Genomic DNA, 24,766 nt, shown 5'->3' with positions numbered 1-24,766 from the left:
GGGACTGGAAACCAGTCCCGCTCTTGTTGATTCGAACCTAAAGCGTCAGGCCGAGCGCGCCTTCGGCGAAACGTCGGACCGCGTTCTTGCCGGTTTCGAGCGCGTCGTCGTAGCCAGGTCGGGCTAGCCCGGTCAGTCGTCCGGTGGTCTCCGACAGTGGGGTCACGCCGATTTCGCCGAGCAACTCCCCGGTCGACGGTTCGCACACAGCCCACGAATAGTGGGTGTCGTCGGCCCATTGTTCCGTGCGGCGGGCGACGTGACCTGGGTCCTCGATGCCGGCGTCGAGCAGCGCCGGCCGGTCGTCGACGCGTTCGTCGGCTCGCAGAGCACGCAAATACCATGCGCCAGCATTGATTTCGACAGGTTCCATGGCTGATTACGACCCTGACTTGATGACCCGGCGGCCACCTTCGAGCACAGCAGGGACCGCTGGGATCAGCAAGAACCACAGCCAACTACCGAGGACGAAGAACAGCACCAGCGCGATGATCGGCGTCAGCGCCATCACCGAGCCGGCCCAGTCCCAATTCAGCTGTCGTTTCGCCGGAACATCGTCCGCGACGGCCGCAGGTAAGTCGCTGAAGACGGCGTCGATCTGCCCCTTCGTCGCCGCCGCCGCGACGATCGCGCTGCGCTCGTCGAACTCGGCGACACTCAGCCGACCTGCGCTGAAATGCTCACCGAGTCGGCTCAGCGCTTCCTCGCGTTCAGCGGTCCCAACACGAATCTCAGGTAGGTCGGCCACAAGAAAAGGCTATCGCTTACTTCAACTCTGCGAGGACCGTGCCCTGGGTGATCGCAGCACCCGGCTCGACAGACAATCCGGTGACAACGCCCGCCTTGTGAGCATTGACAGGGTTCTCCATCTTCATGGCCTCGAGAACCACGATCAGGTCGCCGGCGGCGACTTCCTGGCCTTCTTCGACAGCGACCTTTACGACCGTGCCCTGCATCGGAGCCGTGACGGCGTCACCGGACGCGGCGCCAGCGCCTGCGCCACCGCGCTTGCGCGGCTTCGGCTTCTTGCGCACGACGCCGTTGCTCGCAGCCGGACCGCCACCGCTGAAGGAGAACTGACCGGGAAGCGACACCTCGACACGTCGACCGCCGACCTCGACGACCACCTTCTGCCGTGGCAGTTCTTCGTCGTCATCGAGCGCCTCACCTCCGGTGAACGGCTCGATGGTGTTTTCCCAGTCGGTTTCGATCCACTTGGTGTAGATGTCGAACTTTTCGCCGTCCCCAATGAACGCAGGGTTGGACACGATGTGGCGGTGGAACGGGATGACCGTTGCCAGGCCCTCGACGTTGAATTCCGCCAATGCGCGGCGCGAACGCTCCAGTGCCTCGGTACGAGTCGCGCCGGTGACGATGAGCTTCGCCAGCATGGAGTCGAATTGGCCACCGATGACGCTGCCGGACTCGACACCGGAATCGACGCGCACGCCTGGACCGCTCGGTGCTTCGAACTTCGTGACAGGTCCGGGAGCGGGGAGGAAGCCACGACCGGCGTCTTCGCCGTTGATACGGAATTCGAACGAGTGCCCACGCGGTGTCGGGTCCTCGGTGATGTCCAGCTTCTCGCCGTTGGCGATGCGGAATTGCTGACGGACGAGGTCGATACCGGAGGTTTCCTCGGTGACGGGATGCTCGACCTGCAGTCGGGTGTTCACCTCGAGGAACGACACCGTGTCGCCCTGGACCAGGTATTCGACAGTGCCTGCACCGTAGTACTTGGCTTCCCGGCAGATGGCCTTGGCGGATGCGTGAATACGCGCGCGCTGGTCGTCGGTGAGGAAGGGGGCGGGCGCCTCCTCGACGAGCTTCTGGAAGCGGCGCTGCAGTGAGCAGTCGCGAGTGCCTGCCACGATGACGTTGCCGTGCTGATCGGCGATGACCTGCGCCTCGACGTGGCGCGCCTTGTCGAGGTACTGCTCGACGAAGCATTCGCCGCGACCGAATGCGGCCACAGCTTCACGCGTGGCGGAATCGAACAGCTCGGGGATCTCCTCGATGGTCTGCGCGACCTTCATGCCGCGGCCACCACCGCCGAACGCTGCCTTGATCGCAACCGGGACGCCGTACTCCTTGGCGAAGGCGACGACCTCGTCAGCGTTCTTGACGGGATCCTTTGTTCCAGCAGCCATCGGTGCCTTCGCGCGCTCGGCGATGTGGCGTGCGGTGACTTTGTCGCCGAGGTCGCGGATCGACTGCGGTGACGGTCCGATCCAGATGAGACCCGCGTCGATCACAGCCTGCGCGAAGTCGGCGTTCTCCGAGAGGAAGCCGTAGCCCGGGTGGATCGCGTCGGCGCCGGACTTGGCTGCGGCGTCGAGGATCTTGTCGAACACCAGGTAGGACTCGGCGGACGTCTGACCGCCGAGCGCGAACGCTTCGTCGGCCAACCGGACAAATGGTGCATTCGCATCCGGCTCGGCGTACACAGCCACACTTTTCAGGCCCGCGTCTGCCGCAGCTCGGATCACGCGAACGGCGATTTCGCCACGGTTCGCTACGAGCACTTTGGTGATGTGCGCGCTGGCATGACTTGGCACTGAGCCTCCTGTGATCGACTACTTATTGCGCGTTGCCTACCCGCGCACCACATCGGAGTGTATGTCACGGCATACGAGCGCTTTTGCTCCGTCAGGCCTACTCGCAAGTAACTGACTACGACCGTAATCTGCGCTTGATTCGCGCGAGCATCGCCGACATCCCGCGTAACCGCAGCAGACTGACGGACTCAGCCAGTCCGAGTGCGTTGTAGAAGTCGTCGGGTACAGCAAGGATCTCGTCGGCAGGCAGCCCATCGAGTCCCTGCTGCAGGATCGAAGCGAAGCCACGCGTCGTCGGCGCCTCGGGCGGTGCGCTGAAGTACAGCCGGACCCGATCGCGGTCAGCAGCATCGACCGAAAGAAACAGCGGCGACTGGCATTCGGGCACCGGCTCCATCGCGTCGGCGCTCAACTCGGGCGGTAAGTCGGCGAGTTCCCGACTGAACTCCAGCAGCAATGCCAGCTTGTCCTGACCGTCGACGGCGGCGAAGTCGTCGACGATCTCGGCCAGGGGTGCGGGCAGAGCAGTCATGGCGCGTCGCCTGGCAATTCGCCCTTCGTGATCGGCGCACGGACCGCGTTGCCCCACTCGGTCCACGACCCGTCGTAGTTACGGACCTTTGTGAAGCCGAGCAAGTAGGTCAGCACGAACCACGTGTGGCTCGACCGCTCGCCGATTCGGCAGTAGGTGACGACGTCCTCGTCCGACGCGAACCGGCCGTAGATCTCGTCCAACTGCTGGCGTGATTTGAATCGGCCACCCTGGCCTGCGGCCTGCGCCCACGGAATGCTGACCGCGGTCGGAATGTGGCCTCCGCGCAGCGCGCCTTCCTCCGGATAATCGGGCATGTGAGTGCGCTCACCCGTGTACTCCGGAAGCGATCGGACGTCGATCAGCGGCCCTTTTCCGATATGGGCAGCCACGTCGTCCTTGAAGGCGCGGATCAGCGAATCGTCGCGTTGCACGACGGGATATTCGCTCGGCGTAACCACCGGGACGTCGTAGCTGGCATCGCGCTCTTCGCTGAACCAGGCATCGCGCCCGCCGTCGAGGAGGCGAACATCCTCGTGTCCGAACAGCGTGAACACCCACAGCGCGTACGCGGCCCACCAGTTGCTCTTGTCGCCGTAGATGACGACGGTGTCGTCGCGCTTGATTCCCTTGCGGCTCATCAACTTTGCGAACTGTTCGCCGTCGATGTAATCGCGAGTCACCGGGTCGTTGAGATCGAGGTGCCAGTCGATCTTCTGTGCGCCGGGGATGTGGCCGACGTCGTAGAGCAGCACGTCTTCGTCGGATTCGACGATCTTCACATCACGATTGCCGAGCTTCGACGAAAGCCATTGGGTCGATACGAGCCGCTCCGGATGTGCATACGCCTCGAACGCGCGATCTGGGTCGCGGGGAACTGGCATTGGTGATCTCCTGTCATCGACACATCCGATGGTATCGGCAACACCAGGGCGATCCGTTAAAGTCACTCCCGAAAGGGGGTTTCGCCATGTCCGACTCGTGGCCCCGACGTCGTTTGCTGACACTCCTTCGTCAGGCCGGCGAGCCTATGGACGCCCAAGCCCTCGCACAGCAGACAGGCCAGCACATCACTACCGTGCGCTTTCATCTCGACGTGCTCACGCGGGAATCGCTGGTTTCGCAGGTGCAGCAGCCGCCACGTGGGCGGGGGCGTCCTCGCATCGGCTACATGGCGGTCCAGCGGTCGGTCGGATATCAGGACCTTGCGCAGGTGCTCGCCGATCAGCTAGGCGCCGACCCCAAGCGCCGACTCGACGCGTCCGTCACTGCTGGGCGTGCGTGGGCCGCGAAGATCGACGACGTCGACCGTCCGGTTCGAAATCTCGACGAAGCGCGCGAGGTTGCGACGACGTTGCTGGCCGAGCTCGGATTCGCGCCGGACCGGTCCGCAGAGCTCCCGCACAACGCCACCAGCGCGACGATCAGGCTCACCGCATGTCCGCTCCGCGACCTTGCGCGCACCCATTCAGAAGTGGTCTGTGGCGTCCATCTCGGACTGATGCGCGAGATTCTGGACCGAGCGGGAACGCCTGGCGCGTTCACCGCCAGCCTGCACCCGTTCGTCGAACCCGAACTGTGCCTGGCCAGGTTGACCCCTACGGCAAAAGCGCTGGCGAGGGCCTGATCAGCCTGCGGCCCACAATTGGGCAACGCTGACGTTCACGTCGGCAAGCAGCCGCCGCAGCAGCGGCAGTCCGATCCCGATCACGCTCGACGGATCGCCTTCGATGCGGTCGACGAACCAACCGCCTAGGCCATCGAGAGTGAATGCGCCTGCGACTTTCAATGGTTCGCCGGTATCCAAGTAAGCGGCCAAGTCGTCCGGCGTCGGCGTGCCGAAATGGACTGTGGTGCTACTGCAATCGGCGCTCGACGCGACGATCTTGCCGTCGAGCAGCCGCAGCACGCTGTGCCCGGTGAGCAGATCGCCCGAGTGGCCGGCCATCTCGGCCCAGCGTTCGCGCGCATTCGCGATGGTGTGCGGCTTGCCCTGCAACTGCCCGTCGATATGGAGCATCGAATCGCAGCCGACGATCACGCAGTCGAATGCATCGGCGCCGTCGAGCCAGCAGACACCCTCGAGACCGGCCGTGAGCTCACTGGCGACGGTGTGTGCCTTTGCTTTCGCCAGCTCGACCACGACAGCTTCGGGTGCGGTGTCGTGGGGCAGCGCCGCGACCACCGCATCCTCGTCCACGTCGGATACGCGGACGATGGGCTCGATCCCCGCCGAACGCAGCACCGACAATCGCGCAGGCGACGCCGATGCCAGAACGAGGCGGGTCAACCCCGGAGGTGTGAAAGGTGCTGGAACGCGTACGGCGAGAACGGTGCCGCGCCGCGGTGCGAAAACGTGGGGTTCCCCCACAGCTCGATCGGCTTGGTCGGACCGGCGGCCGCCGGTGCCGAGCTTGCGGCAGTGGTCAGCACAGCCACCAATGCGGCGAGTTCGTCATCGGTCGGCGCACCTTTGAGTACCTGGACCAGCTGTTCGGCGCTCTCGTTCGTCGCATTCGTAGATGTCACAGCGGGATGTTCCCATGCTTCTTCGCCGGAACGTTGACCATCTTGCGCTCGAGGAGCCGCAGTGCCGACACGATCTGACCGCGGGTGTGCGACGGCGGGATGACGGCATCGACGTAGCCACGCTCGGCCGCGATGTACGGGTTGACCAGCGTGTCTTCGTACTCGTTCTGCAGCTTCAGGCGCAGAGCCTGAACGTCGCTGCCGTCCTTCTCGGCCTCGGCGAGCTGCTTGCGGTAGACGAACCCGACCGCGCCGGATGCGCCCATGACCGCGATCTGTGCCGTCGGCCACGCGAGATTGACGTCGGCGCCCATGTGCTTGGACCCCATCACGTCGTACGCGCCGCCGTAGGCCTTGCGGGTGATGACGGTGATCTTGCCGACGGTCGCCTCGCCGTATGCGTAGAGGAGCTTCGCGCCGCGGCGGATGATGCCGTTGTATTCCTGGCCGGTACCGGGAAGGAAGCCGGGAACGTCGACCAGCGTGATGATCGGAATGTTGAACGCGTCGCAGGTCCGGACGAAGCGCGCCGCCTTCTCGGAGGCGTCGATGTCGAGACAGCCTGCGAACTGCGTGGGCTGGTTCGCGACGATTCCGACCGACCGTCCGTCGATTCGACCGAAGCAGCAGATGATGTTCATCGCACGTTCTGCCTGGACTTCGAGGAGCTCGTCGTCGTCGAGCAGGCGACGGATGACCTCGTGCATGTCGTACGGCTGGTTCGGTGAGTCCGGGATCAGCGTGTCCAGCTCGAGGTCCTCGTCGGTGAGGTTGTCCTCGATCGAGCCGTTGATCGGATCGGTCGGTTCGGTGCGAGGTGCCTCTGCCCGGTTGTTGCTGGGGAGGTAGCTCAGCAGCTCCTTGACGTAGTCGAGGGCATCCTGCTCACCGGACGCGACGTAGTGCGCCACACCGGACTTGACCATGTGCGTGTGCGCGCCACCGAGGTCTTCCATGGTGACTTCCTCGCCGGTGACCGACTTGATGACGTCGGGACCGGTGACGAACATCTGACTGGTCTGGTCGACCATGACGACGAAGTCGGTCAGCGCGGGGGAGTAGACGTGGCCGCCGGCCGCCGCGCCCATGATCAGCGAAATCTGCGGGATCACGCCGGAGGCGAGGACGTTGCGGTGGAAGATCTGGCCGTACAGACCGAGCGAGACGACGCCTTCCTGGATGCGTGCGCCCGCCCCCTCGTTGATGCCGACGAGCGGCCTGCCGGTCTTGATGGCGAGGTCCATCACCTTGACGATCTTCTCGCCGTAGACCTCACCGAGGCTGCCACCGAAGACGGTCACGTCCTGGCTGAAGACGCAGATGTCGCGTCCGTCGATGGTGCCGAAGCCGGTCACGACGCCGTCGCCGAGCGGCCGGTTCTCGGCCTGCCCGAAGTTGACGCTGCGGTGCCGGGCAAGGGCATCCATCTCGACGAACGAGCCTTCGTCCAGCAGGGCGAGGATGCGCTCGCGGGCGGTCATCTTGCCTTTGGCGTGGACCCTGTCGACGGCAGCTTCCCCGCTCGGGTGCTCCGCCTCGATAAGGCGGTTGCGCAGGTCGGCGAGCTTTCCCGACGTGGTGTGGATGTCGGGCGCAGCTGTCGCGGGATCTTGGACACTGGTCATGGGGAGTCAGCTTAACTATGTCCTTCAATAGGCAAAAGATGAGGCTGCCTCGAGTAGGGTCGACGCATGTACTCCAACCTGGATCGGCCGCCGCTGAGTGCCGCCGACCTGCGTCGTGGGCTCGACCCCTACTACGCCGAGCTTGAGGTGGTCGCCGAGACCGGATCGACCAACGCCGACCTGCTCGCGCGGGCCTCGTCGAGCGACTCCGACCGGACCGTGTTGATCGCGGAGGCGCAGACCCGCGGACGCGGGCGCCATCAACGGGTATGGGTCAGTCCACCGCAGGCGCAGGTTGCCATGTCGGTGTTGCTGCGTTTGCGTGGCATCGATCCGGAGCAGCTCGGCTGGTTACCGTTGGTGACGGGAATCGCGGTTGTCGACACGGTCCGCAACGTGACCGATATCGATGCGAATCTGAAGTGGCCCAACGATGTTCTGGTCGACGGGCGCAAATTGTGCGGAATCCTCGTCGAGGTCGCGACGCCCGGTCCGGACCCGGCCGTCGTCGTCGGTGTCGGCTTGAACGTGACGCTGAGCGAAGAGGAATTGCCGGTTCCGGAGGCGACGTCGTTGTCGCTTGCCGGTGCCGAAGTGACCGATCGGATGACGCTGGTCCGTGCGTTGCTGCGCGAACTTGCCTCACGACTGACCGCGTGGGAGGCCGCGAACTGGTCGACCGTGGACTTGGCGTCCGCGTATCGGGAACGGTGCTCGACGTTGGGTGCGCGGGTCCGTGCGGACCTGCCCGGTGGCGACATCATCACCGGCGTCGCACAAGATGTCGACGAGAACGGTCGTTTGCTGATCGACGGTCGCGCGGTATCGGCGGGTGACGTCACACATCTGCGAGCGCAATGACTCTCGCCGAATTCTGGACGACGGCGGCGACCTCGGTCGGGGTAGCGCACGGCACGGCGACCGACGGTGCCGTCGACCTGATCAATCGGTATTCGGAGCCGCATCGGCGCTACCACAACGTCGATCACGTCCTCGCTGTCGTGCGTCATTCGGCCGAGCTCGCACACGATCGCTCGGCAGTCGACAAATCCGTGCTTACTCTGGCTGCATGTGCCCACGACGTCGTCTACGACGCGAAGCCCGGCGCCGACGAGCGCGCGAGCGCCGCGTGGGCTCGCCGCTGGTTGTCGGGGGCGAGCGAGCGGTTGATCACTCGGGTCGAGCAGTTGGTACTCGCGACGATCGAGCACAAGCCCTCCGACGACGACCTCGCACCAGCCCTGCTCGATGCCGACTTGGCGATCTTGGGTGCGGCAGCCGAGCGGTACGACTGGTACGCGGCCGCCGTGCGCGAGGAGTACGCGGCGGTTCCGGAGGAGATGTGGCGTACGGGCCGCGCCCATGTCCTTCGCGGAATGCTCGAGCACGACCGTCTTTTCACGACGGCCGACGGCTTTGCGAGATGGGAAGCGCAGGCGCGGGCAAACGTGGCTCGAGAACTCTCCGGCCTGCAGCGATAGAGGTACTGTCCACCCATGGGATACCCGGAGGATGCCCTCGCGCGGGACGAGGAACTGCTGCTGCACCGTCACCCTCATTGGAAGATGCTTTTCGTTCCAGCGTTGACCTTCATCCTGTCGACCGCCGTCGCGGGATTTCTGGTTGGAGTGGTGCTCAATCAAGAAGGCACGACGCGAACGGTGCTGCTGGGCCTTGTCGTCGTGGTGTGGGTGGCAGTAGTTGCCTGGCGGTGTATCCCGCCGCTGCTGCGTTGGCGCAGTACACATTTCATCGTGACGGACAGGCGCGTGCTGATTCGGCACGGCGTGCTGACGCACACGGGAATCGACATTCCGATGAACCGCATCTCGAGCGTTCAATTCCGGCACGGGCTTTTCGACCGGATGCTCGGCACCGGCACGCTGATCATCGGGTCGGCGTCGGAAGACCCATTGGAATACGACGACATCCCACAGGTCCAGCAGGTGCACTCGCTGCTGTACCACCAGGTGTTCGACGCCGACGATCATAGGGAAAACCAATGACCACAGTGCTTTTGGCAGAAGACGACGAGGCCATCGCCGCACCACTTTCGCGCGCTCTGGGCCGCGAGGGCTACACGGTGACCGTGTCGGATTGGGGCCCAGCGGTCCTTGAGCAGGCGCTCGAGGGATCGCACGATCTGCTCATCCTCGATCTGGGCTTGCCCGGAATGGACGGGCTGGAGGTCTGCAGGCAGGTCCGGGCTCGCGGCTCCGAACTTGCGGTCCTCATGCTGACCGCCCGGACCGACGAGGTCGACTTCGTTGTCGGGCTCGACGCCGGTGCCGACGACTATGTCGGTAAGCCGTTTCGGCTCGCCGAGCTGATGGCACGGGTCCGTGCGCTGCTGCGCCGCAGTGGTGGCATCGAAGATGCCGTGCTCGAGGTCGGTGGCATCCGGCTGGAGCCAGCCGCTCGACGGGTGTTGGTGAACGGTTCCGAGGTCGTGTTGGCCAACAAGGAGTACGAGCTGCTCAAAGTGCTGCTCGACCGTGCGGGCCAGGTCGTTCCGCGTGAGGTCATCCTGCGCGAAGTGTGGGGTGACGTCGATCTGCGTGGGTCCAAGACGCTGGACATGCATATGTCTTGGTTGCGCCGCAAGATCGGCGACGAGGGCCCGGTTGCCGAACGGCGGATCGCCACCGTTCGCGGCGTCGGGTTCCGCCTGAACGCCGACTAGCAATACATGCGCCGCCGAATACTGCTGTCCGTCCTGGCGGTCGTGCTGCTGACGACGCTGGTACTCGGCGTACCGCTGATGTACACGGCGTGGTTGTGGGTCGAAGACATCACCCGCAACGATCTGCAAGCCCGCCTCGACCGTATGGCAGCCGAAATCATTGCGCAGGAAGGCAATCGGGGCCTGGTTTCGGGGGCGTTGGATACCAGCGCGGTCCGGCTGCTCATTCCCGACGACGGTCAGCTTGTCGTCGTCTATCCCACGCCGGAAGACAGTGCGTCGCGCGTCGACATCGGTGCGCGCGAGGTGTCGAAACCGATCACCGAATCGTTGTCCATGGGAACCTCCGGTTCGCTGCGGTTGACTGTTCCGTCCCACGAAATGCGTTCTCGACAACGGCAAGCGGTCGGGGCGGTGGGGTTGGTGGTCATCGCGTCGATGGCGGCAGGCACCGCAGTCGCGATCGTCACAGCCCGCCGGCTTGCCGATCCACTCCGCGACGTCGCTGCGCGGGCGGCACGCCTGACCGAAGGCGACTTTCGTCCCGACCCGCGTCGGCACGGGATCCCCGAACTCGATCGAGTGTCCGACGTCCTCGATGCGGCGACCGTCGAGATCGCGATCCGGCTGCAACGCGAGCGCGCGCTCGTCGCCGACGTGTCGCACCAACTGCGAAGCAGGCTGACCGCGGTCCGGCTGCGACTCGACGAGCTGTCGGTGCACGACGATCCGGCTGTCGTCGACGAGGCCGAAGCCGCGATGGCTCAGGTGGACCGGTTGACGACTGCCATCGACGACCTAGTTCGCGCATCCCGCACCGACGGCGCTGTGAGTGGTGTGCCGATTTCGGTCACCGACGAGTTGGAGACCGTTGTCAGCGAGTGGCAACGACCGTTCGAGGACGCCGGGCGGTCGTTGCGACTCGCCGGAGACTATTCGTTGCGTGCCCCGGTCACCGGGTCGCGGTTGCGTGAGGCTGTCGCGGTCCTCGTGGACAACGCATTGGTGCACGGCGGGGGAAATTGCACAGTGTCGGTCCGTATGGCTCGCGTCGGGGCGAGCGGAGCGACGGGGGATCAATACAGCGCCGACCGTGACCCAACCATCTGCGTCGAAGTGGCGGACGAAGGCGAAGGTGTGAGCAACGACCTCGCCCCGCACATATTCGACCGCGGGTTTTCGGGCGCTGGTTCGACTGGTGTGGGCTTGGCATTGGCTCGCGCATTAGTGGAGGCGGATGGTGGCCGCCTCGAGCTGCAGCGTCGTCGTCCGGCGTTGTTTGCGCTCTTCCTGGCATCCGCACGCGATCCGGTCACGATTCGGGTCGACGAGCCGCGCTGATTCAGCTGTGACCTAGTTCCTCTTCGGCAATCTCTTCCGGCGTCGGGTCGAAGTCGGTCGAGCCGGCTTGAGCGCCGTGGATGTTCTCTTCGGGGAAGACGAAGCGACGCATCGACCAGAAGCGGAAAATCATCTGCAGAATATTGCCGATGACGTAGGCGCTGATGAAGTCGGCAATATTTTCGGTCGTGAGGCTGACGTCGGGCTGTCGGAAGTCGAAGACGTAGCTCGAGATCCAGAGCGGGATGAAGGCGAGCACCACGCCAACCCCGCTGACCAGGAAGAACAGCAGTGCTTCGTGGTGACGTTCGCGTCCGCCGCGGTTCTTGAACGACCACTCGCGGTTGAGAATGTAGGACGCGATCACGGCGATGACACCGGAGATGATCTTCGCTGTGACCGGCTTCTCGTTCAGTACGCTCAACTTGAGCGTGTAGAAAATGCCCGAGTCGATGACGAACGTCGTTCCACCTACGATCGCGAATTTGATGAGCTCGGTGTTACGGAGCGCTATGTCCCGGAACGGTTGGGGTACGCGGTTGACCACGTCATCGACTAGGGACACAACGATGCAGTGTACGAAAGGCAACTAACTGCTGACCAGCAACCCGCTCATGACACCATGGAGAATCGTGAACAGTTCCCCCTCTCGCACCGGCGATTTACGCGATTCCGCGTCTTTGCCGGTCGTCACCATGATCGGGGGAGGTCAGCTCGCGCGTATGACGCACCAAGCCGCAATCGCGCTCGGACAATGTCTGCGAGTGCTGGCCGAGACCTCGAACGATCCTGCTGCCCAGGTCAGCGCCGATGTCGTGATCGGCACCCACACCGACCTTGCGGCGCTTCGCAAAGCGGCCGCGGGCTCGAGCGCCTTCACTTTCGATCACGAGCACGTCCCGACCGAGCATCTCGAGATTCTCGTCGCAGAAGGCGTCAACGTCGCACCGCCGCCGGAGGCACTGGTCTTCGCGCAGGACAAACTGCGGATGCGTCGGAAGCTCACCGAGTTGGGCGTGCCGGTTCCCGCGTTTGCCGAGGTCCGCTCGACCGCCGACGTTGCGGCATTCGCCGACAAGAACGGCTGGCCCGTGGTGGTGAAGGCCATCCGCGGCGGCTACGACGGACGCGGCGTCTGGATGCCTGCCGATGCGGGTGAGGCCGAGGCGATCGCGACCGAGCAGCTGGCACGCGGTGTCGCGCTGCTCGTCGAATCGAAGGTGCCCCTGCGCAGGGAGCTCTCGGCGATGGTGGCTCGGTCGCCGTTCGGCCAGGGTGCGGCATGGCCGATCGTCGAGACTGTCCAGCGAGACGGTCAATGTGCTGTCGTCATCGCGCCCGCGCCCGACCTCTCGGACGAACTGGCGACCGAAGCCGAAGAGTTGGCGCTGCGTTTGGCGGCGGACCTCGGCGTCGTCGGCGCCATGGCGGTCGAGCTGTTCGAGACGCTCGACGGCCGGCTGCTCGTCAACGAACTTGCAATGCGTCCGCACAACTCAGGTCACTGGACGATGGATGGGTCGCGAACATCACAGTTCGAGCAGCATCTACGGTCCGTGCTGGACTACCCGCTCGGCGATACGGCGCCGGTTGCGCCGGTCACCGTCATGGCCAATGTGCTCGGCGCACCGGAGGTGCCGCACATGGCAATGGACGAGCGCATTCACCACCTGTTCGCGCGATTCCCCGACGCCAAGGTCCACCTGTACGGGAAAGGTGAGCGCCCGGCGCGCAAGATCGGGCACGTGAACGTCATGGGGACCGATGCAGCCGATGTTCGTACTCGCGCCGAGTTGGCGGCGCACTACCTTTCGCACGCCGAATGGACCGATGGATGGGATGTGCATGGCTGACAGCGCTGTAGTCGGGCTGATTATGGGCAGCGACTCCGACTGGCCGACGATGGAAGCTGCCGCGGAAGCGTTGGCGGAGTTCGGGATTCCCTTCGAGGTGGGCGTGGTCTCCGCGCACCGGACGCCACAACGCATGCTCGACTACGCGCGCGATGCCGCAGGTCGAGGAATCCGGGTGATCATCGCCGGTGCCGGTGGTGCGGCGCATCTGCCAGGCATGGTCGCGTCGGCGACGCCACTGCCGGTGATCGGTGTTCCAGTCCCGCTCAAGTACCTCGACGGCATGGATTCGCTGCTTTCGATCGTGCAGATGCCCGCGGGTGTACCCGTCGCGACCGTGTCCATCGGGGGTGCGCGCAACGCAGGCCTGCTGGCGGCGCGAATTCTGGGCTCCAGCGACGCGGGGTTGCGCGGGCGGATGGAGCAGTTCCAACTCGGCCTTGCACAGATGGTCGCGGACAAGGACGACGCTCTGCGCGCGAAACTGTTGGGCTGAGCGCGTGGCGGGCGACGATTCGACGCGGTTCCGGCTGACTGTCGTCGGCGAAGCGTTGCGGTTGTTCTCGGAAAAGGGCTACGAAGCAACCACTGTCGACGACATCGCCCGTGCCGCCGGAATCTCGCGACGAACGTTCTTTCGGCAGTTCCGGGCCAAGGAAGATGTGGTGTTCGCCGACCACGAGATCTTGCTTGCACGCGCAGCCGACTTTCTCGCGGGCAGCCACGACGATCCTTGGGACGCGGTCTGTGATGCGGCGGTCCTGGTCTACGACGGGTTCACCCAATGGCGAGATGTCGCCCGGAGCCGTTACGACGTCGTGCGTGAGGTCGCTGCGCTGCGCGATCGGGAGATCGTGACGATCTTCCGTTACGAGCGACTGTTCGCCGACTACCTCAGGTCTGCGATGCCGGATGCGCCGGACCTCGCGGTCGTGCAGTTCGCAGCGTCGGTGACGGCGACACACAATTTTCTGTTGCGCCGCATGCTGCGTGACGGCGTCCGGATCACCTCCAGCGACGTGCGAAGCGCATTGGCCGATGTGAGCCGCGGGGCGGCGGAACCGGAATCGGACGATGACGTCATCGTTGCGGTGTTTCCGCGGGGGACTGCGCCTCGTCGCGTCGCCCAGCTGTTGCAGCAAAAGCTCGAACGGTCCTGATGGCACTGCGTGCCAAGTCTTGGCACGTGCAATCCACCGATTGGGGCGGCACAGTTGCGGTATAGTAGCGAAATCACCTTGGCACTGAGTGCCGCAGACAAACTTCCCTAGGAGTGCGTTCGATGGCTGGAAATCCGGATTTCGACCTGTTCAAGCTCGGCGAAGAGCACGACGAGTTGCGGGCAGCGATTCGTGCACTGTCCGAAAAAGAGATCGCGCCGCATGCCAAGGATGTCGACGAGAACGCCCGCTTCCCCGAAGAGGCATTGAAGGCGCTCAACCAGTCCGGCTTCAACGCCATTCACATCCCCGAGGAATTCGGTGGCCAGGGAGCCGATTCGGTCGCCACGTGCATCGTGATCGAGGAAGTTGCCCGCGTGTGCGGCTCGTCGTCGCTGATCCCCGCCGTGAACAAGCTCGGCACGATGGGCATGATCCTCAGCGGTTCGAAGGAACTCAACGCCAAGGTGCTGCCCGACCTCGTCAACGGTCAGATGGCGTCGTACGCGTTGTCCGAGCGTGAGGCCGGCTCCGACGCGGCCGCGATGCGGACCCGGGCGAAGGCCGAAGGCGACGACTGGATCCTCAACGGCAGCAAATGCTGGATCACCAACGGCGCGAACTCGCACTGGTTCACGGTCATGGCCGTGACCGATCCAGACAAGGGTGCCAACGGCATCTCCGCGTTCATGGTCCATCTGGACGACGAAGGCTTCACCGTCGGTCCGAAGGAGCACAAGCTCGGCATCAAGGGCAGCCCGACCAACGAGCTGTACTTCGAGAACTGCCGCATCCCCGGCGACCGCATCATCGGCGAACCTGGCACCGGCTTCAAGACCGCGCTCCAGACGCTCGACCACACCCGTCCGACGATCGGTGCCCAGGCAGTCGGCTTGGCGCAGGGTGCGATCGATGCGGCAATCGCCTACACCAAGGACCGCAAGCAGTTCGGTCGCCCGATCGCCGACAACCAGGCAGTGCAGTTCATGCTCGCCGACATGGCGATGAAGACCGAAGCCGCTCGTCTCATGGTCTACTCGTCGGCCGCCCGCGCCGAGCGTGGCGAGAAGAACCTCGGCTTCATCTCCGCGGCCGCGAAGTGCTTCGCCTCGGACGTGGCAATGGAGGTCACGACCGACGCGGTCCAGCTGTTCGGCGGCGCCGGCTACACCACCGACTTCCCCGTCGAGCGCATGATGCGCGATGCCAAGATCACCCAGATCTACGAAGGCACGAACCAGATTCAGCGCGTCGTCATGTCGCGCGCACTGCTGCGCTGACACTCACCCTCGTGAGTCTTTTTGGAGTCCAGAGACTCCTAAAAGACTCACGAGGGGCCGAGGTACTGTCTGCAACATGTCGATTCGCAGGGCATCCCGCGGCAGTTGGCAGTCGGCGGTCGTGACGACCATCGCACTGGGGTGGGCGAAATTGTGGCGCGCGAACATCGTGTTCGACGAGGACCACAACATGTATGTGTGCTCGGGGATGCGCGGCGGATTCGGCCGTGGCGGCACCACATTCGGTGGGGCGTATCTCACCGAGAAGAATTTCGGCGAGCGGATTTTGCGGCACGAATCGGTCCACGCGGACCAGTGGGCTCGCTACGGGCTGACGTTCATGGCGCGGTATCTGTTCGAGGAAGCGCGGCACCCGCGGGCGCGCAACAAGTTCGAAATCGAAGCCGGACTCGAAGACGGCAACTACGCCTAGAGCCGCGTGGTGATCCGCTCGGCTTCGATGCGCCGCTCCACAGCCGCGGGATCCGGGTTGGCGACCTGAACCAGCGACGCGCCGACGGCAAACACAGCGACGAAGGCCTTGACCAATTCGGTGGGAGTCGACCAATCCTGTGCCGAGAGCACTCGGTCCTTGCTGGTCAGTCCCTGCTCCGTTGCGGCGGCCTTCGCAGCGGCGAACACATCGCCGACTGAGCTGCCGTCGAGCGCCAAACCCGCTCCTGCCGGCCGGAATTGGTCGCCGTGTACGCGGACCGAGGTGGCGTAGTCGGTGACACCGATCGGTAGGTCGCGGACCGGCATGCCGAATGCGTCCAGCGACAGCGCCGCGACCTCGGGAATGTCTTGGACCTCGTCGAGCCGATCGGCGGTGACGAGTGCCAATTCGGCATCGGGGTCGGCGTGCAATACGACCTCGGCCCCTGCCCACCACGCACCGAGCAGGACCGCTGCGGTCTGCCAATGCGCGGGCAGCAGGACCGCGATGCGGGCGCCCGGGGTCAACGCGAACTCGTCGCGAATCATGTTCGCTGTCTTCGCGGCCCAGTTGGCCAGCGTCAACGCCGACAACTCGATGCGCGCGCCGTTCGCGTCGTCGTAGAACGTGATTCGTGGACCGGCTGGATCGCGCTCCAGGATTGGTTCGAGCAATATTTCTGTGAGCGTTGTTGCTAGTTCACGCATTTCGGTCCGCTCTGTCCTGCGTCGATCGGCGGGTCCGGGGGGACCGCGCCGCTGGAATCGTCGGACGAAGACGACGTCGAGCTCGACGACGTGTAATCGGTAGTGCCCGGACCCTTGTAGTCGGCAGCCAGCACGACCCGGACCGCGCCGGACTTCAGCGACGAATCGGTCTCGACGGGCAGGCCACCCAAGGCTCGTGCAACGGCTGCAGCGCCGGCGTCGTCGGCTTTCGCCGCAGTGACGCGGCTGCTGTCGACGGCTTTACCCGTGTTGTTGCCGACCGTTCCTGTGTGAAAGCCCTTGGTGGACAATGCTTCCGAAACGTGCGAGGCAAGCCCGCTGATGCCGCTGTCGTTGGCGACGTCGACGGTGACGCTCGCCGGATCCACCTCTTTTTCGGGTGCGGGCTCGTCGTCTTTCTTCGGCGCGTGCTCGCCCGCGAGGCTCGCAACGTATTCCTGCACTGCTTTCGGGTCCACCCGCACGACCGATTCGCCTTCGTCGGTGACGCCGTTGAGATCGGTGACCGGAATGGTTTCGAAGCGCACCTTGCCGCCCGCGAGATCCTGCAGCTTGCTCGCGAAACTGAGGATGTCCCAATCGGAGTCGAGCACGACCGACCGAGTGATCGCGTCGCGTAGTTCGCCGAGCTTTGTCGGGCTGCTCAGGGTTTTTGCGCTGAGGACTTTGTGGACCAATTCGGCCATGAACACTTGCTGCCGCACGATGCGGTCGAGGTCGCCGCGGGGGAGATCGTGGCGTTGGCGGACGAAGCTGAGGGCGTTGGAGCCGTCGAGGGTTTGGCGGCCAGCCGGGAAGTTCGCCCCGGACATCCACTCGTCGACCGCGTCGTTGAGACAGACGTCGACGCCGCCGACTGCGTTGGTAAGCAAGACGAACCCGAGCAGCCCGACCTCGGCGTAGTGGTCGACGGTCACTCCGGTCAGGTTCGCGACTGCTTTGATCAGGGCCTGCCGTCCGGCCTTCGTCGACTCGGTGTCGGCTTCTTCCTCCGACTTTCCCGCCGTGACCAGTTCGGCCCGCTTGCCTTCCTTCGTTGCGCCGTACGCACCGTTGATCTTCGTCTTTCCCAGCCCGGGCACCTCGACGTAGGAGTCGCGCGGGATCGAGATCGCGGTTGCCGAACTGCCGTCGTTCGGGACGCGGATGAGGACGATCGTGTCGGTATTGCTGGCGATGTCGCCGCCCGCGCGCAGGGACGCAAGCTCGTCGTCGGACAACGGATTGCCGTGCGCGTCGGTCCGGCTGTCGGTGCCGACCATCAAGATGTCGACAGCACCGTCTTTGCCGCCGCCCAGACCCAGGCCATCCGCGGTCGCAAGGTCGTTCTTCAGCGATTCGACCCCTCGCCACCCGAAGCCGGTGACGAGGAGCGCCAAGACCGACAAAGTGGCAACCACAGCGTTGACCGGGCGGGTGAAGGAGCGACGCGCGGGAGCACGACCGGGTCGTCGCTCGACGTGCGTCTGTGACACCTGCGACCCTTTCGTAGCGCGACGTTTGCTGCCAAGGCTACTTGCCGGAGGCCGCCGCTCGCCTGAACCGCACTCTCGGCGTGCCAGACTTGCACCATGGGATCCATCGTCATCACCGGCGCCAAGGGGCAGCTGGGTCAGCAGTTGCTGCGTGTCGGTGCCGACCAGAGTTTGCCCGTCGTCGGCTTCGACTCCGCCACGTTGGATATCACCGACGCAGAATCGGTTCGCAAAGCTGTCACGCCGGGCAGCGTCGTCATCAACTGCGCGGCATATACGGCAGTCGACAACGCGGAAACCGATGAGGCAGCTGCGTTTTCGGTTAACGAGGCAGGACCACGGACGTTGGCGACCGTGTGTGCCGAGCTCGACGCACGGTTGATCCAGGTATCTACCGACTATGTATTCGACGGCACAGCGACCAGTCCCTATGAAACCGATCACGCGACCGGACCGGTAACGGTGTACGGACGGTCGAAGCTCGCGGGAGAGCTCGCTGTTCACGAGATCTTGCCCACTGCGTCGGTGGTACGGACCGCGTGGGTCTACACGGGGTCGGGTTCGGATTTCGTGTCGACGATGCTCCGCCTCGAGCGTGAACGGGACACGGTCAGCGTCGTCGACGATCAGATCGGCTCGCCGACCTACAGCGCCGACGTCGCTGCTGGACTGCTGGAACTGGCGGCATACCCAGCGCCACCTGCAACGTTGCACCTCACGAACGCCGGTCAGGCGAGTTGGTTCGACCTGGCGCGCGCGGTCTTCGAGGGTGTCGGCGCGGATCCCGACCGGGTGCTTCCGGTCACCAGTGCCGAGTTCGTTCGCCCAGCTCCTCGTCCGGCGTATTCCGTACTGTCCGGCGCGGCGTGGGCGAACGCCGGCTTGACCCCGCTCCGACCGTGGCGCGACGCTCTTGCCGTTGCACTGGCAAAGTGCACTTAAGTACCCCGATAAGCTTGCTGACGTGAATTCGCAGCTGGCCGTCGTGACGGTGACCTACTCGCCCGGCGAACATCTGGATCGGTTCATTTCTTCGCTCGCCAGCGCGACCGTGCTGAACCCGCAGGTCATCCTCGCGGACAACGGCTCGACCGACGGAGCACCCGAGGCGGCGGCGAAAGCCTACGACCACGTACGACTGCTGCACACCGGAGCGAATATCGGGTACGGCGGCGCAATAAACCGTGCCGTCGCGGAGGTCGACCCGTCCGTCGAGTTCATCGTCGCGGTGAATCCGGATATCGAGTGGGCGCCGAAATCGATCGATTTGCTGCTGGAAGCGGCGCAGCGCTGGCCGCGCGCCGGATCGCTGGGACCGCTGATCCGCGAGCCCGACGGCGCGGTGTACCCCTCAGCGCGCCAGGTGCCCACACTGCTGTCGGGAGCAGGCCACGCTTTGCTCGGCACCGTCTGGCCGACAAATCCCTGGACCAGGAAATACCGCCAGGAAGACGAAGCGCGTAGCGAACGGACGGTGGGGTGGCTCTCCGGTTCGTGTCTGCTGATCCGGCGGGCGGCGTTCGATTCGATCGCCGGCTTCGATTCTCGGTATTTCATGTACATGGAAGACGTCGACTTCGGTGACCGATTGAACAAGGCAGGCTGGCATAACGTCTACGTGCCGACTGCCGAGGTGGTACATGAGAAGGGACACGCTGCAGGTCGGAACCCTGAACTGATGTTGCCTGCTCACCACCAGAGTGCTTACCGCTACCAAGCCGACCGCCACCCGAACTGGTGGGAGGCACCGTTGCGGGTAGGACTCCGGGCTGGGCTGGCAGCTCGATCCAAGGTTGCGGTGCGATCAGCGCTGCGTAGTCGATCCGAATCGGCAGCACGAGAGGGCAACAACAATGGCGAGTAACAGTGAGACCGATGCCGTCGTGCTTGTCGGCGGACAAGGCACGCGGCTGCGTCCGCTGACGTTGTCGGCGCCGAAGCCGATGCTGCCGACCGCAGGCCTGCCCTTTCTGCACCACCTGCTCGCGCGGATCGCCGAGGCGGGCATCAGCCACGTAGTCCTTGGCACGTCGTACAAGTCCGAGGTGTTCGAAGAGCAGTTCGGTGACGGTTCCGAGCTCGGTCTCGAGCTCGAATACGTGATGGAGACGAAGCCGCTCGGCACCGGCGGCGGCATCAGAAACGTGCTCCCGAAGCTGCGCGCGGACAACGTCATGGTGTTCAACGGCGACGTTCTCGGCGGCACCGATCTCGGCGCGGTCCTGGATACGCACGAGTCGACGAATGCCGACGTCACCCTTCATCTCGTTCGCGTCGGTGACCCGCGCGCCTTCGGTTGCGTTCCTACCGACGCAGACGGTCGCGTCACCGCGTTCCTCGAGAAAACCCAAGATCCGCCGACGGACCAGATCAACGCCGGCTGCTACGTGTTCCGCCGTGAATACATCGAGAAGATCCCGACCGGGCGGCCGGTCTCGGTCGAGCGCGAAGTGTTCCCTGCGTTGCTGACCGAAGGTGCCCGTATATACGGACATGTCGACACGTCGTACTGGCGTGACATGGGTACGCCGGAAGACTTCATCCAGGGCTCGTCGGACCTGGTTCGTGGCATTGCGCCCTCGCCTGCACTGCAGGGCCAGCGGGGTGAGTCGCTCGTTCATCCGGGCGCCGGTGTCGCTCCTGGTGCGCTTCTGATCGGTGGGACCGTGGTCGGGCGCGGCGCCGAGGTCGGGGCGGGCGCGCGGTTGGACGGCGCGATCCTCTTCGACGGCGCGAAGGTCGAGGCGGGAGCGCGAGTAGAACGGTCGATTCTCGGCTTCGGCGCGCGGATCGGTCCGCGGGCGCTGGTGCGCGACGCTGTGATCGGCGACGGCGCGAACATCGGTGCACGGTGCGAGCTGCTCCGTGGCGCACGGGTGTGGCCCGGAGTGGACATTCCCGATGGCGGCATCCGCTTCTCGACGGATGTCTGAGCCGTTGTACCGCACCTTCGTTGCCCTCGGTGACTCCTTCACCGAGGGTGTCGGTGACGTCGTCGACGGCTACCCCAATGGTTTGCGGGGGTGGGCCGACCTTGTGGCCGAACAGCTGGCGAAGAACTGGCCGGGCGTCCGCTACGCCAACCTGGCGATCCGCGGCAGGATGCTCGGACCGATCCTCGACGAGCAACTTGCCCCCGCCCTCGACATGGAGCCGGACCTGGTCGCCATCTACGCGGGCGCCAACGACATCATTCGGCCGCGCGTGGATATCGACGGGTTGGTAGCCCGGTACGACGAAGCGATCGGCAAACTTGCGGCGACCGGCGCAACGGTGGTGCTGTTCACCGCCCGCGACACCGCAGGGGCGGTCGTGTTCGACCAACTCCGCGGGCGCTTCGCGATCTACAACGAGTTGGTCCGCGAGGTAGCCGAGCGGCACAAATGCGTCGTGATCGACTTCTGGCGGTTCAACGAATACAACGACTTCCGGATGTGGGACTGGGACCGCATCCACATGTCCGCCGCCGGCCATCAGAACATGGCGATCCGCGTGCTCGACGAACTCGGCGTGCCGCACGACCTCGAAGCCGTCGACCTCGGGCCGGCGCCGGTGTTGGACGCTGGTCAGCAACGTAAGGCCGACCGAATCTGGTTCCGCGACTTCGCCGTTCCGTGGATCGCCAGGCGGGTGCGCGGCATCTCGTCAGGCGATACGGTCAGCCCGAAGTACCCGACGCCGGTCAGCGTGCCAGGGCGAGGCGCACCAATTCGCTGATGGTGTCGCGTTCGGCATTCTCGGGCAGTCCGTCGATCGGCCACCATCGCAGATCGTCGGATTCGGAGCTGATGGCGATCTGCGCATCGTCGCGGGCGTACACCAGGAATCGCAGGTCGAGGTGTCGGGTCGGCACGCCGAGCGAGCAGGTGATCGGGTGGGTGTGAGCCGACAGCAGCGTCGGGTCGATCCGCAGCTCGTCGATGCCCGATTCTTCCCTCGCCTCACGTAGTGCGGCGTCGACGATCGTCGCGTCGCTCTCCTCGCAGTGACCACCCAGTTGAATCCATCGACCGACGCGGGGATGGAGGGTCAACAGCACGTGCGTGCGTCCTTCGTTCATGACCAGCGACGACGCCGTGATGTGTCCGGGAACGTTCTCCCGCAAGCAACCGCGCGGAGCGCTGCCGACGAACGCGAGGAGGGTATGGCGTAACACCTCGTCGGATGTGGCTGCGGGACGCCATGATTCGAGGACGTCGATAGTCGAGGTGGTGAGTGACTCGGCGCTCACAACTCGACCAACCCTTGACCCGGGTCTTTGGCTGCGCGCGGTGTAGCCGGCTCGGTGGGGTTTCCGATTGCGATCGCGCCCAGCGGTGACCAGTCGGGTGGCAAGTCGAGTTCGGCCCGGACCACATCGGCGGCGAAGATCGTCGAGCCGATCCAGCAACTGCCGATTCCCTTGGTAGCCAACGAGACCAGCAGTCCTTGCACAGCTGCGCCGACGGCCACGGTGAACATCGTCTGCTCGGCTTGCTGGCGGCGCGAGTCGGGATAGCTGTGAGCGCCGTCGGGAACGCAGAACGGAATGATCACCTCGGGCGCGTCCGCGAGGATGTTGCCCCTGGCGACGCGGCGTTCGACTCGTTCGGGGCTGAGCCCATCCTGGGTCAGGTCGGCAACCCACTTCGCCCGCATCGCGTCGAGTAACCGAGCCCGGACCGCTGCGGTCCGGATCCAGACGAACCGCACAGGGTGGGTGTGATGCGGCGCGGGTGCGGTGAGTGCATCGGCGATCGAGGCGCGAAGAAGGTCTGGGTCGACCGGCGTGGGTGCGAACGACCGGACCGAGCGACGCAGCAACAGCGCCTCGCTACGCCCTTGTGCAAGAGCCTCTTCCGTGCCGAGCCAGAACAGATCTTCGTCGCCACGGCGCAGCAGATCGGTGGCACGGGACCCATCGTCGGGCAGGGTGAAGCCGCGCACGACTGCGATCGGAACGGCGCCCAGTTTGCCTTTGACGAGGTCCGCAGCGGCCGCAAGTTCGTCGGCGACCGCGATCTCGGTGACTTGGAGTTCGTTGCCCTGAGCGTCTTCTGTGCCCGCATACGCATGCAGCACAGGCACTCCCGCGGACCCGATTGCCGCGTCGGTCTGCCCGTTGCGCCAGGCGCGACCCATCGTGTCGGTGATGACGACGCCGACCGTGATGCCCAGCCGTTCGCGCAGCGCCTCACGCAACCCTATGGCGCTTTTGTCTGGATCGATTGGCAACAAAGCCAATTCGCCGGGTTCGACGTTGGAGCCGTCGATGCCGGACGCGGCTTGGACGATGCCGAGGCGGTTCTCGGTGATCAGGGTGCGACCCTTTCGGGCCAGGACGCGCACGGCTTCCTGCTCGACCAGCCGACGACGCGCCGCGTCGCGTTCGTCGGGATCGGTCGGCGAATCCACGATGCGCCCTTCGACTTTGGAGACGATCTTGCTCGTCACCACGAGCACGTCACCGTCGATCAGCCAAGGAGTTTGGCGCGCAATGTGTTCGGCGAGGTCGTCGCCCGGGCGGAACTCGGGCAGACCGCGGACGGGAAGGATGCGCAGTTCGCTGGGTGCCGCGTGGTCGTTCATACTCCGACTCCCGCTAATTCCAATGCTGCGCGCACCATTTCGGCTGTAGTGGGTGGGTCGGTCATCAGGAGGGGCACGCTGGCAACGGCCACCCCTGGTACTTCGGCGGCGTCGGTGCTGTGGACGAGCCAGCCGTCCAGAATGCCCGTTTCGGTCCGTGCGCCGTAGTAGCGGCCGATCGCTTCAGCGCTGGTCTCCACGCCGATCACGTCGAGGCAATGATCTGCCATCCCGCGCAACGGTTTTCCGCCGATCACCGGTGACAATCCGATGACCTTCGCCTTCGTTGTCTTCAGTGCGCCGCGGATGCCGGGGACCGACAGGATCGCGCCGATGCTCACGACCGGGTTCGACGGCGCGAGCAGTACTGCGTCGGCATTCTCGATCGCCTCCATGACGCCGGGGCCGGGCGTGCTCTGGTCTGCGCCGACATTGGCAAAGCTGTGCGTGGGCACGTTTGCCCGGTGGCGAACCCACCACTCCTGAAAGTGAATGGCGCTGCGGTCGTTTGGGTTCTCGGCGGCCGGGTCGGTAATGACGACGTGAGTCTCGTTGCGGTCGTCGGTCGCGGGCAGCAACGCGACGCCGGGCGCCCAGCGCTTGCACAATGCTTCCGTGACTGCGGAGAGTGGATAGCCCGCGCGCAACATCTGGCTGCGAATGAGGTGCGTCGCGATGTCGCGATCGCCGAGTCCGAACCAGTCCGGGACGGCGTTGTAGGCCGCCAATTCCTCTTTGGCATGCCAAGTTTCGTCTTTGTGGCCCCAGCCGCGTTCGATGTCGATGCCGCCGCCGAGGGTGTACATGCAGGTGTCGAGGTCGGGGCAGATGCGCAGACCATGCATCCAGATGTCGTCACCGACATTGACGATCGCGGTGATTGCATTGTCCGGGCCGAGCAGCTCGCGCGCGCCCAGCAGGAATCGGGCGCCGCCGACCCCGCCGACCAACACCGCTATCCGTACGTTCTTTTTTGCCTCGCTCACGTCTGCAAAGCC

29 protein-coding genes are annotated in these 24,766 nt (G+C 64.9%); 15 read left to right on the top strand and 14 right to left on the bottom strand.

Features of this window, described 5'->3' with window-relative positions:
- Positions 1-37 precede the first annotated feature (37 nt).
- The 5 genes from FGL95_RS13845 to FGL95_RS13825 form a co-directional block, all read right to left on the bottom strand.
- The gene (locus FGL95_RS13845; protein ID WP_169587661.1) at positions 38-373 is read right to left on the bottom strand and encodes a GNAT family N-acetyltransferase; all 336 of its coding nucleotides are present in this window, start codon (positions 371-373) and stop codon (positions 38-40) included.
- A 6-nt stretch (positions 374-379) separates the two neighbouring features.
- Entirely contained in the window at positions 380-748 is a 369-nt protein-coding gene (locus FGL95_RS13840; protein ID WP_169587659.1) for a DUF1707 domain-containing protein, read from the bottom strand.
- 16 nt (positions 749-764) lie between these two features.
- On the bottom strand, positions 765-2,558 hold the full coding sequence (locus FGL95_RS13835) for an ATP-binding protein (RefSeq protein WP_169587657.1): 1,794 nt from the start codon (positions 2,556-2,558) through the stop codon (positions 765-767).
- 115 nt (positions 2,559-2,673) lie between these two features.
- On the bottom strand, positions 2,674-3,090 hold the full coding sequence (locus tag FGL95_RS13830) for a SufE family protein (protein WP_169587655.1): 417 nt from the start codon (positions 3,088-3,090) through the stop codon (positions 2,674-2,676).
- On the bottom strand, positions 3,087-3,974 hold the full coding sequence (locus FGL95_RS13825; protein WP_169587653.1) for a sulfurtransferase: 888 nt from the start codon (positions 3,972-3,974) through the stop codon (positions 3,087-3,089). Before FGL95_RS13825 ends, FGL95_RS13830 begins: the two co-directional genes overlap by 4 nt.
- Positions 3,975-4,120: 146 nt before the next feature.
- Between FGL95_RS13825 and FGL95_RS13820 the strand changes: the two genes are divergently transcribed.
- Positions 4,121-4,717 carry a helix-turn-helix transcriptional regulator gene (locus tag FGL95_RS13820; RefSeq protein WP_240962983.1) on the top strand — a complete coding sequence of 199 codons (597 nt, stop codon included), beginning with the start codon at positions 4,121-4,123 and terminating at the stop codon, positions 4,715-4,717.
- Here FGL95_RS13820 and FGL95_RS13815 read toward each other — a convergent pair whose 3' ends face one another.
- From FGL95_RS13815 to FGL95_RS13805, 3 genes are read right to left on the bottom strand one after another with little or no spacing between them, the layout of a single operon-like run.
- The gene (locus tag FGL95_RS13815; protein WP_169587651.1) at positions 4,718-5,380 is read right to left on the bottom strand and encodes a Maf family protein; all 663 of its coding nucleotides are present in this window, start codon (positions 5,378-5,380) and stop codon (positions 4,718-4,720) included.
- A complete protein-coding gene (locus FGL95_RS13810) occupies positions 5,377-5,619 on the bottom strand; it encodes an acyl-CoA carboxylase epsilon subunit (protein WP_169587649.1) in 243 nt (80 codons plus the stop codon). Before FGL95_RS13810 ends, FGL95_RS13815 begins: the two co-directional genes overlap by 4 nt.
- Positions 5,616-7,244, bottom strand: a complete 1,629-nt coding sequence (locus FGL95_RS13805) for an acyl-CoA carboxylase subunit beta (RefSeq protein ID WP_169587646.1) — start codon at positions 7,242-7,244, stop codon at positions 5,616-5,618. The genes FGL95_RS13810 and FGL95_RS13805 overlap by 4 nt, the downstream gene beginning before the upstream one ends.
- 66 nt (positions 7,245-7,310) lie before the next feature.
- Here FGL95_RS13805 and FGL95_RS13800 point away from each other — a divergent pair, with 66 nt between their 5' ends.
- The 5 genes from FGL95_RS13800 to FGL95_RS13780 are packed head-to-tail and all read left to right on the top strand — an operon-like array spanning position 7,311 to position 11,268.
- Positions 7,311-8,105, top strand: coding sequence for a biotin--[acetyl-CoA-carboxylase] ligase (locus FGL95_RS13800; RefSeq protein WP_169587644.1), 795 nt, complete (start codon positions 7,311-7,313; stop codon positions 8,103-8,105).
- On the top strand, positions 8,102-8,725 hold the full coding sequence (locus FGL95_RS13795; protein WP_169587642.1) for an HD domain-containing protein: 624 nt from the start codon (positions 8,102-8,104) through the stop codon (positions 8,723-8,725). The genes FGL95_RS13800 and FGL95_RS13795 overlap by 4 nt, the downstream gene beginning before the upstream one ends.
- Positions 8,726-8,740: 15 nt before the next feature.
- Positions 8,741-9,250, top strand: a complete 510-nt coding sequence (locus FGL95_RS13790) for a PH domain-containing protein (protein WP_169587640.1) — start codon at positions 8,741-8,743, stop codon at positions 9,248-9,250.
- On the top strand, positions 9,247-9,927 hold the full coding sequence (locus FGL95_RS13785; RefSeq protein ID WP_169587638.1) for a response regulator transcription factor: 681 nt from the start codon (positions 9,247-9,249) through the stop codon (positions 9,925-9,927). Before FGL95_RS13790 ends, FGL95_RS13785 begins: the two co-directional genes overlap by 4 nt.
- Positions 9,928-9,933: 6 nt before the next feature.
- Positions 9,934-11,268: a sensor histidine kinase gene (locus tag FGL95_RS13780; RefSeq protein ID WP_169587636.1), complete on the top strand. Its 1,335-nt coding sequence runs from the start codon at positions 9,934-9,936 to the stop codon at positions 11,266-11,268.
- A gap of 1 nt (position 11,269) precedes the next feature.
- On the opposite strand, the gene FGL95_RS13775 is transcribed toward FGL95_RS13780, so the two are convergent.
- Positions 11,270-11,833 carry a GtrA family protein gene (locus tag FGL95_RS13775; protein WP_169587633.1) on the bottom strand — a complete coding sequence of 188 codons (564 nt, stop codon included), beginning with the start codon at positions 11,831-11,833 and terminating at the stop codon, positions 11,270-11,272.
- 49 nt (positions 11,834-11,882) lie between these two features.
- Here FGL95_RS13775 and FGL95_RS13770 point away from each other — a divergent pair, with 49 nt between their 5' ends.
- From FGL95_RS13770 to FGL95_RS13750, 5 genes are all read left to right on the top strand, one after another.
- Positions 11,883-13,121, top strand: a complete 1,239-nt coding sequence (locus tag FGL95_RS13770) for a 5-(carboxyamino)imidazole ribonucleotide synthase (protein WP_169587631.1) — start codon at positions 11,883-11,885, stop codon at positions 13,119-13,121.
- The gene (gene purE / locus FGL95_RS13765; RefSeq protein ID WP_169587629.1) at positions 13,114-13,617 is read left to right on the top strand and encodes a 5-(carboxyamino)imidazole ribonucleotide mutase; all 504 of its coding nucleotides are present in this window, start codon (positions 13,114-13,116) and stop codon (positions 13,615-13,617) included. The genes FGL95_RS13770 and purE overlap by 8 nt, the downstream gene beginning before the upstream one ends.
- 4 nt (positions 13,618-13,621) lie before the next feature.
- Positions 13,622-14,281, top strand: a complete 660-nt coding sequence (locus tag FGL95_RS13760; protein WP_169587627.1) for a TetR family transcriptional regulator — start codon at positions 13,622-13,624, stop codon at positions 14,279-14,281.
- 122 nt (positions 14,282-14,403) lie between these two features.
- Positions 14,404-15,561, top strand: coding sequence for an acyl-CoA dehydrogenase (locus tag FGL95_RS13755; RefSeq protein ID WP_169587625.1), 1,158 nt, complete (start codon positions 14,404-14,406; stop codon positions 15,559-15,561).
- A 76-nt stretch (positions 15,562-15,637) separates the two neighbouring features.
- Positions 15,638-15,994 carry a hypothetical protein gene (locus FGL95_RS13750; RefSeq protein ID WP_169587623.1) on the top strand — a complete coding sequence of 119 codons (357 nt, stop codon included), beginning with the start codon at positions 15,638-15,640 and terminating at the stop codon, positions 15,992-15,994.
- Here FGL95_RS13750 and FGL95_RS13745 read toward each other — a convergent pair.
- On the bottom strand, positions 15,991-16,704 hold the full coding sequence (locus tag FGL95_RS13745) for a TIGR03089 family protein (RefSeq protein ID WP_169587621.1): 714 nt from the start codon (positions 16,702-16,704) through the stop codon (positions 15,991-15,993). The two genes, FGL95_RS13750 and FGL95_RS13745, sit on opposite strands and share 4 nt — an antisense overlap.
- Entirely contained in the window at positions 16,692-18,200 is a 1,509-nt protein-coding gene (locus tag FGL95_RS13740) for an LCP family protein (protein WP_420838043.1), read from the bottom strand. Before FGL95_RS13740 ends, FGL95_RS13745 begins: the two co-directional genes overlap by 13 nt.
- Positions 18,201-18,296: 96 nt before the next feature.
- Between FGL95_RS13740 and rfbD the strand changes: the two genes are divergently transcribed.
- From rfbD to FGL95_RS13720, 4 genes are read left to right on the top strand one after another with little or no spacing between them, the layout of a single operon-like run.
- A complete protein-coding gene (gene rfbD, locus FGL95_RS13735) occupies positions 18,297-19,142 on the top strand; it encodes a dTDP-4-dehydrorhamnose reductase (RefSeq protein ID WP_169587619.1) in 846 nt (281 codons plus the stop codon).
- A 22-nt stretch (positions 19,143-19,164) separates the two neighbouring features.
- The gene (locus tag FGL95_RS13730; RefSeq protein WP_169587617.1) at positions 19,165-20,064 is read left to right on the top strand and encodes a glycosyltransferase; all 900 of its coding nucleotides are present in this window, start codon (positions 19,165-19,167) and stop codon (positions 20,062-20,064) included.
- Complete coding sequence (manB, locus tag FGL95_RS13725; RefSeq protein WP_169587615.1) at positions 20,054-21,133, top strand: mannose-1-phosphate guanylyltransferase; 1,080 nt, start codon at positions 20,054-20,056, stop codon at positions 21,131-21,133. The genes FGL95_RS13730 and manB overlap by 11 nt, the downstream gene beginning before the upstream one ends.
- A complete protein-coding gene (locus FGL95_RS13720; protein ID WP_169587613.1) occupies positions 21,126-21,917 on the top strand; it encodes an SGNH/GDSL hydrolase family protein in 792 nt (263 codons plus the stop codon). Before manB ends, FGL95_RS13720 begins: the two co-directional genes overlap by 8 nt.
- Here the strand turns inward: FGL95_RS13720 and FGL95_RS13715 are convergent.
- From FGL95_RS13715 to cofD, 3 genes are read right to left on the bottom strand one after another with little or no spacing between them, the layout of a single operon-like run.
- Positions 21,883-22,431 (bottom strand): NUDIX domain-containing protein, encoded by a 549-nt coding sequence (locus FGL95_RS13715; protein ID WP_169587611.1) that lies wholly within the window; start codon positions 22,429-22,431, stop codon positions 21,883-21,885. The genes FGL95_RS13720 and FGL95_RS13715 overlap by 35 nt on opposite strands.
- On the bottom strand, positions 22,428-23,768 hold the full coding sequence (locus tag FGL95_RS13710) for a coenzyme F420-0:L-glutamate ligase (RefSeq protein ID WP_169587609.1): 1,341 nt from the start codon (positions 23,766-23,768) through the stop codon (positions 22,428-22,430). Before FGL95_RS13710 ends, FGL95_RS13715 begins: the two co-directional genes overlap by 4 nt.
- Positions 23,765-24,754, bottom strand: a complete 990-nt coding sequence (gene cofD / locus FGL95_RS13705) for a 2-phospho-L-lactate transferase (RefSeq protein WP_169587607.1) — start codon at positions 24,752-24,754, stop codon at positions 23,765-23,767. The genes FGL95_RS13710 and cofD overlap by 4 nt, the downstream gene beginning before the upstream one ends.
- Between the last annotated feature and the right edge of the window lie 12 nt (positions 24,755-24,766).

The organism is Antrihabitans stalactiti (assembly GCF_012932915.1).
Classification (GTDB): domain Bacteria; phylum Actinomycetota; class Actinomycetes; order Mycobacteriales; family Mycobacteriaceae; genus Antrihabitans; species Antrihabitans stalactiti.
Note: the sequence above shows the minus strand (reverse complement) of the source record. Positions and strands in the feature narration are given on the sequence as shown.

Coding starts and splice junctions, on each gene's coding strand:
- FGL95_RS13755 (WP_169587625.1), top strand. CDS start 14,404: ATGGCTGGAAATCCGGATTTCGACCTGTTCAAGCTCGGCGAAGAGCAC.
- FGL95_RS13820 (WP_240962983.1), top strand. CDS start 4,121: ATGGACGCCCAAGCCCTCGCACAGCAGACAGGCCAGCACATCACTACC.
- FGL95_RS13780 (WP_169587636.1), top strand. CDS start 9,934: ATGCGCCGCCGAATACTGCTGTCCGTCCTGGCGGTCGTGCTGCTGACG.
- FGL95_RS13710 (WP_169587609.1), bottom strand. CDS start 23,768: ATGAACGACCACGCGGCACCCAGCGAACTGCGCATCCTTCCCGTCCGC.
- rfbD (WP_169587619.1), top strand. CDS start 18,297: ATGGGATCCATCGTCATCACCGGCGCCAAGGGGCAGCTGGGTCAGCAG.
- FGL95_RS13770 (WP_169587631.1), top strand. CDS start 11,883: ATGACACCATGGAGAATCGTGAACAGTTCCCCCTCTCGCACCGGCGAT.
- manB (WP_169587615.1), top strand. CDS start 20,054: ATGGCGAGTAACAGTGAGACCGATGCCGTCGTGCTTGTCGGCGGACAA.
- FGL95_RS13720 (WP_169587613.1), top strand. CDS start 21,126: ATGTCTGAGCCGTTGTACCGCACCTTCGTTGCCCTCGGTGACTCCTTC.
- FGL95_RS13825 (WP_169587653.1), bottom strand. CDS start 3,974: ATGCCAGTTCCCCGCGACCCAGATCGCGCGTTCGAGGCGTATGCACAT.
- FGL95_RS13785 (WP_169587638.1), top strand. CDS start 9,247: ATGACCACAGTGCTTTTGGCAGAAGACGACGAGGCCATCGCCGCACCA.
- FGL95_RS13830 (WP_169587655.1), bottom strand. CDS start 3,090: ATGACTGCTCTGCCCGCACCCCTGGCCGAGATCGTCGACGACTTCGCC.
- FGL95_RS13750 (WP_169587623.1), top strand. CDS start 15,638: ATGTCGATTCGCAGGGCATCCCGCGGCAGTTGGCAGTCGGCGGTCGTG.
- FGL95_RS13795 (WP_169587642.1), top strand. CDS start 8,102: ATGACTCTCGCCGAATTCTGGACGACGGCGGCGACCTCGGTCGGGGTA.
- FGL95_RS13745 (WP_169587621.1), bottom strand. CDS start 16,704: ATGCGTGAACTAGCAACAACGCTCACAGAAATATTGCTCGAACCAATC.
- FGL95_RS13845 (WP_169587661.1), bottom strand. CDS start 373: ATGGAACCTGTCGAAATCAATGCTGGCGCATGGTATTTGCGTGCTCTG.
- purE (WP_169587629.1), top strand. CDS start 13,114: ATGGCTGACAGCGCTGTAGTCGGGCTGATTATGGGCAGCGACTCCGAC.
- FGL95_RS13790 (WP_169587640.1), top strand. CDS start 8,741: ATGGGATACCCGGAGGATGCCCTCGCGCGGGACGAGGAACTGCTGCTG.
- FGL95_RS13805 (WP_169587646.1), bottom strand. CDS start 7,244: ATGACCAGTGTCCAAGATCCCGCGACAGCTGCGCCCGACATCCACACC.
- FGL95_RS13800 (WP_169587644.1), top strand. CDS start 7,311: ATGTACTCCAACCTGGATCGGCCGCCGCTGAGTGCCGCCGACCTGCGT.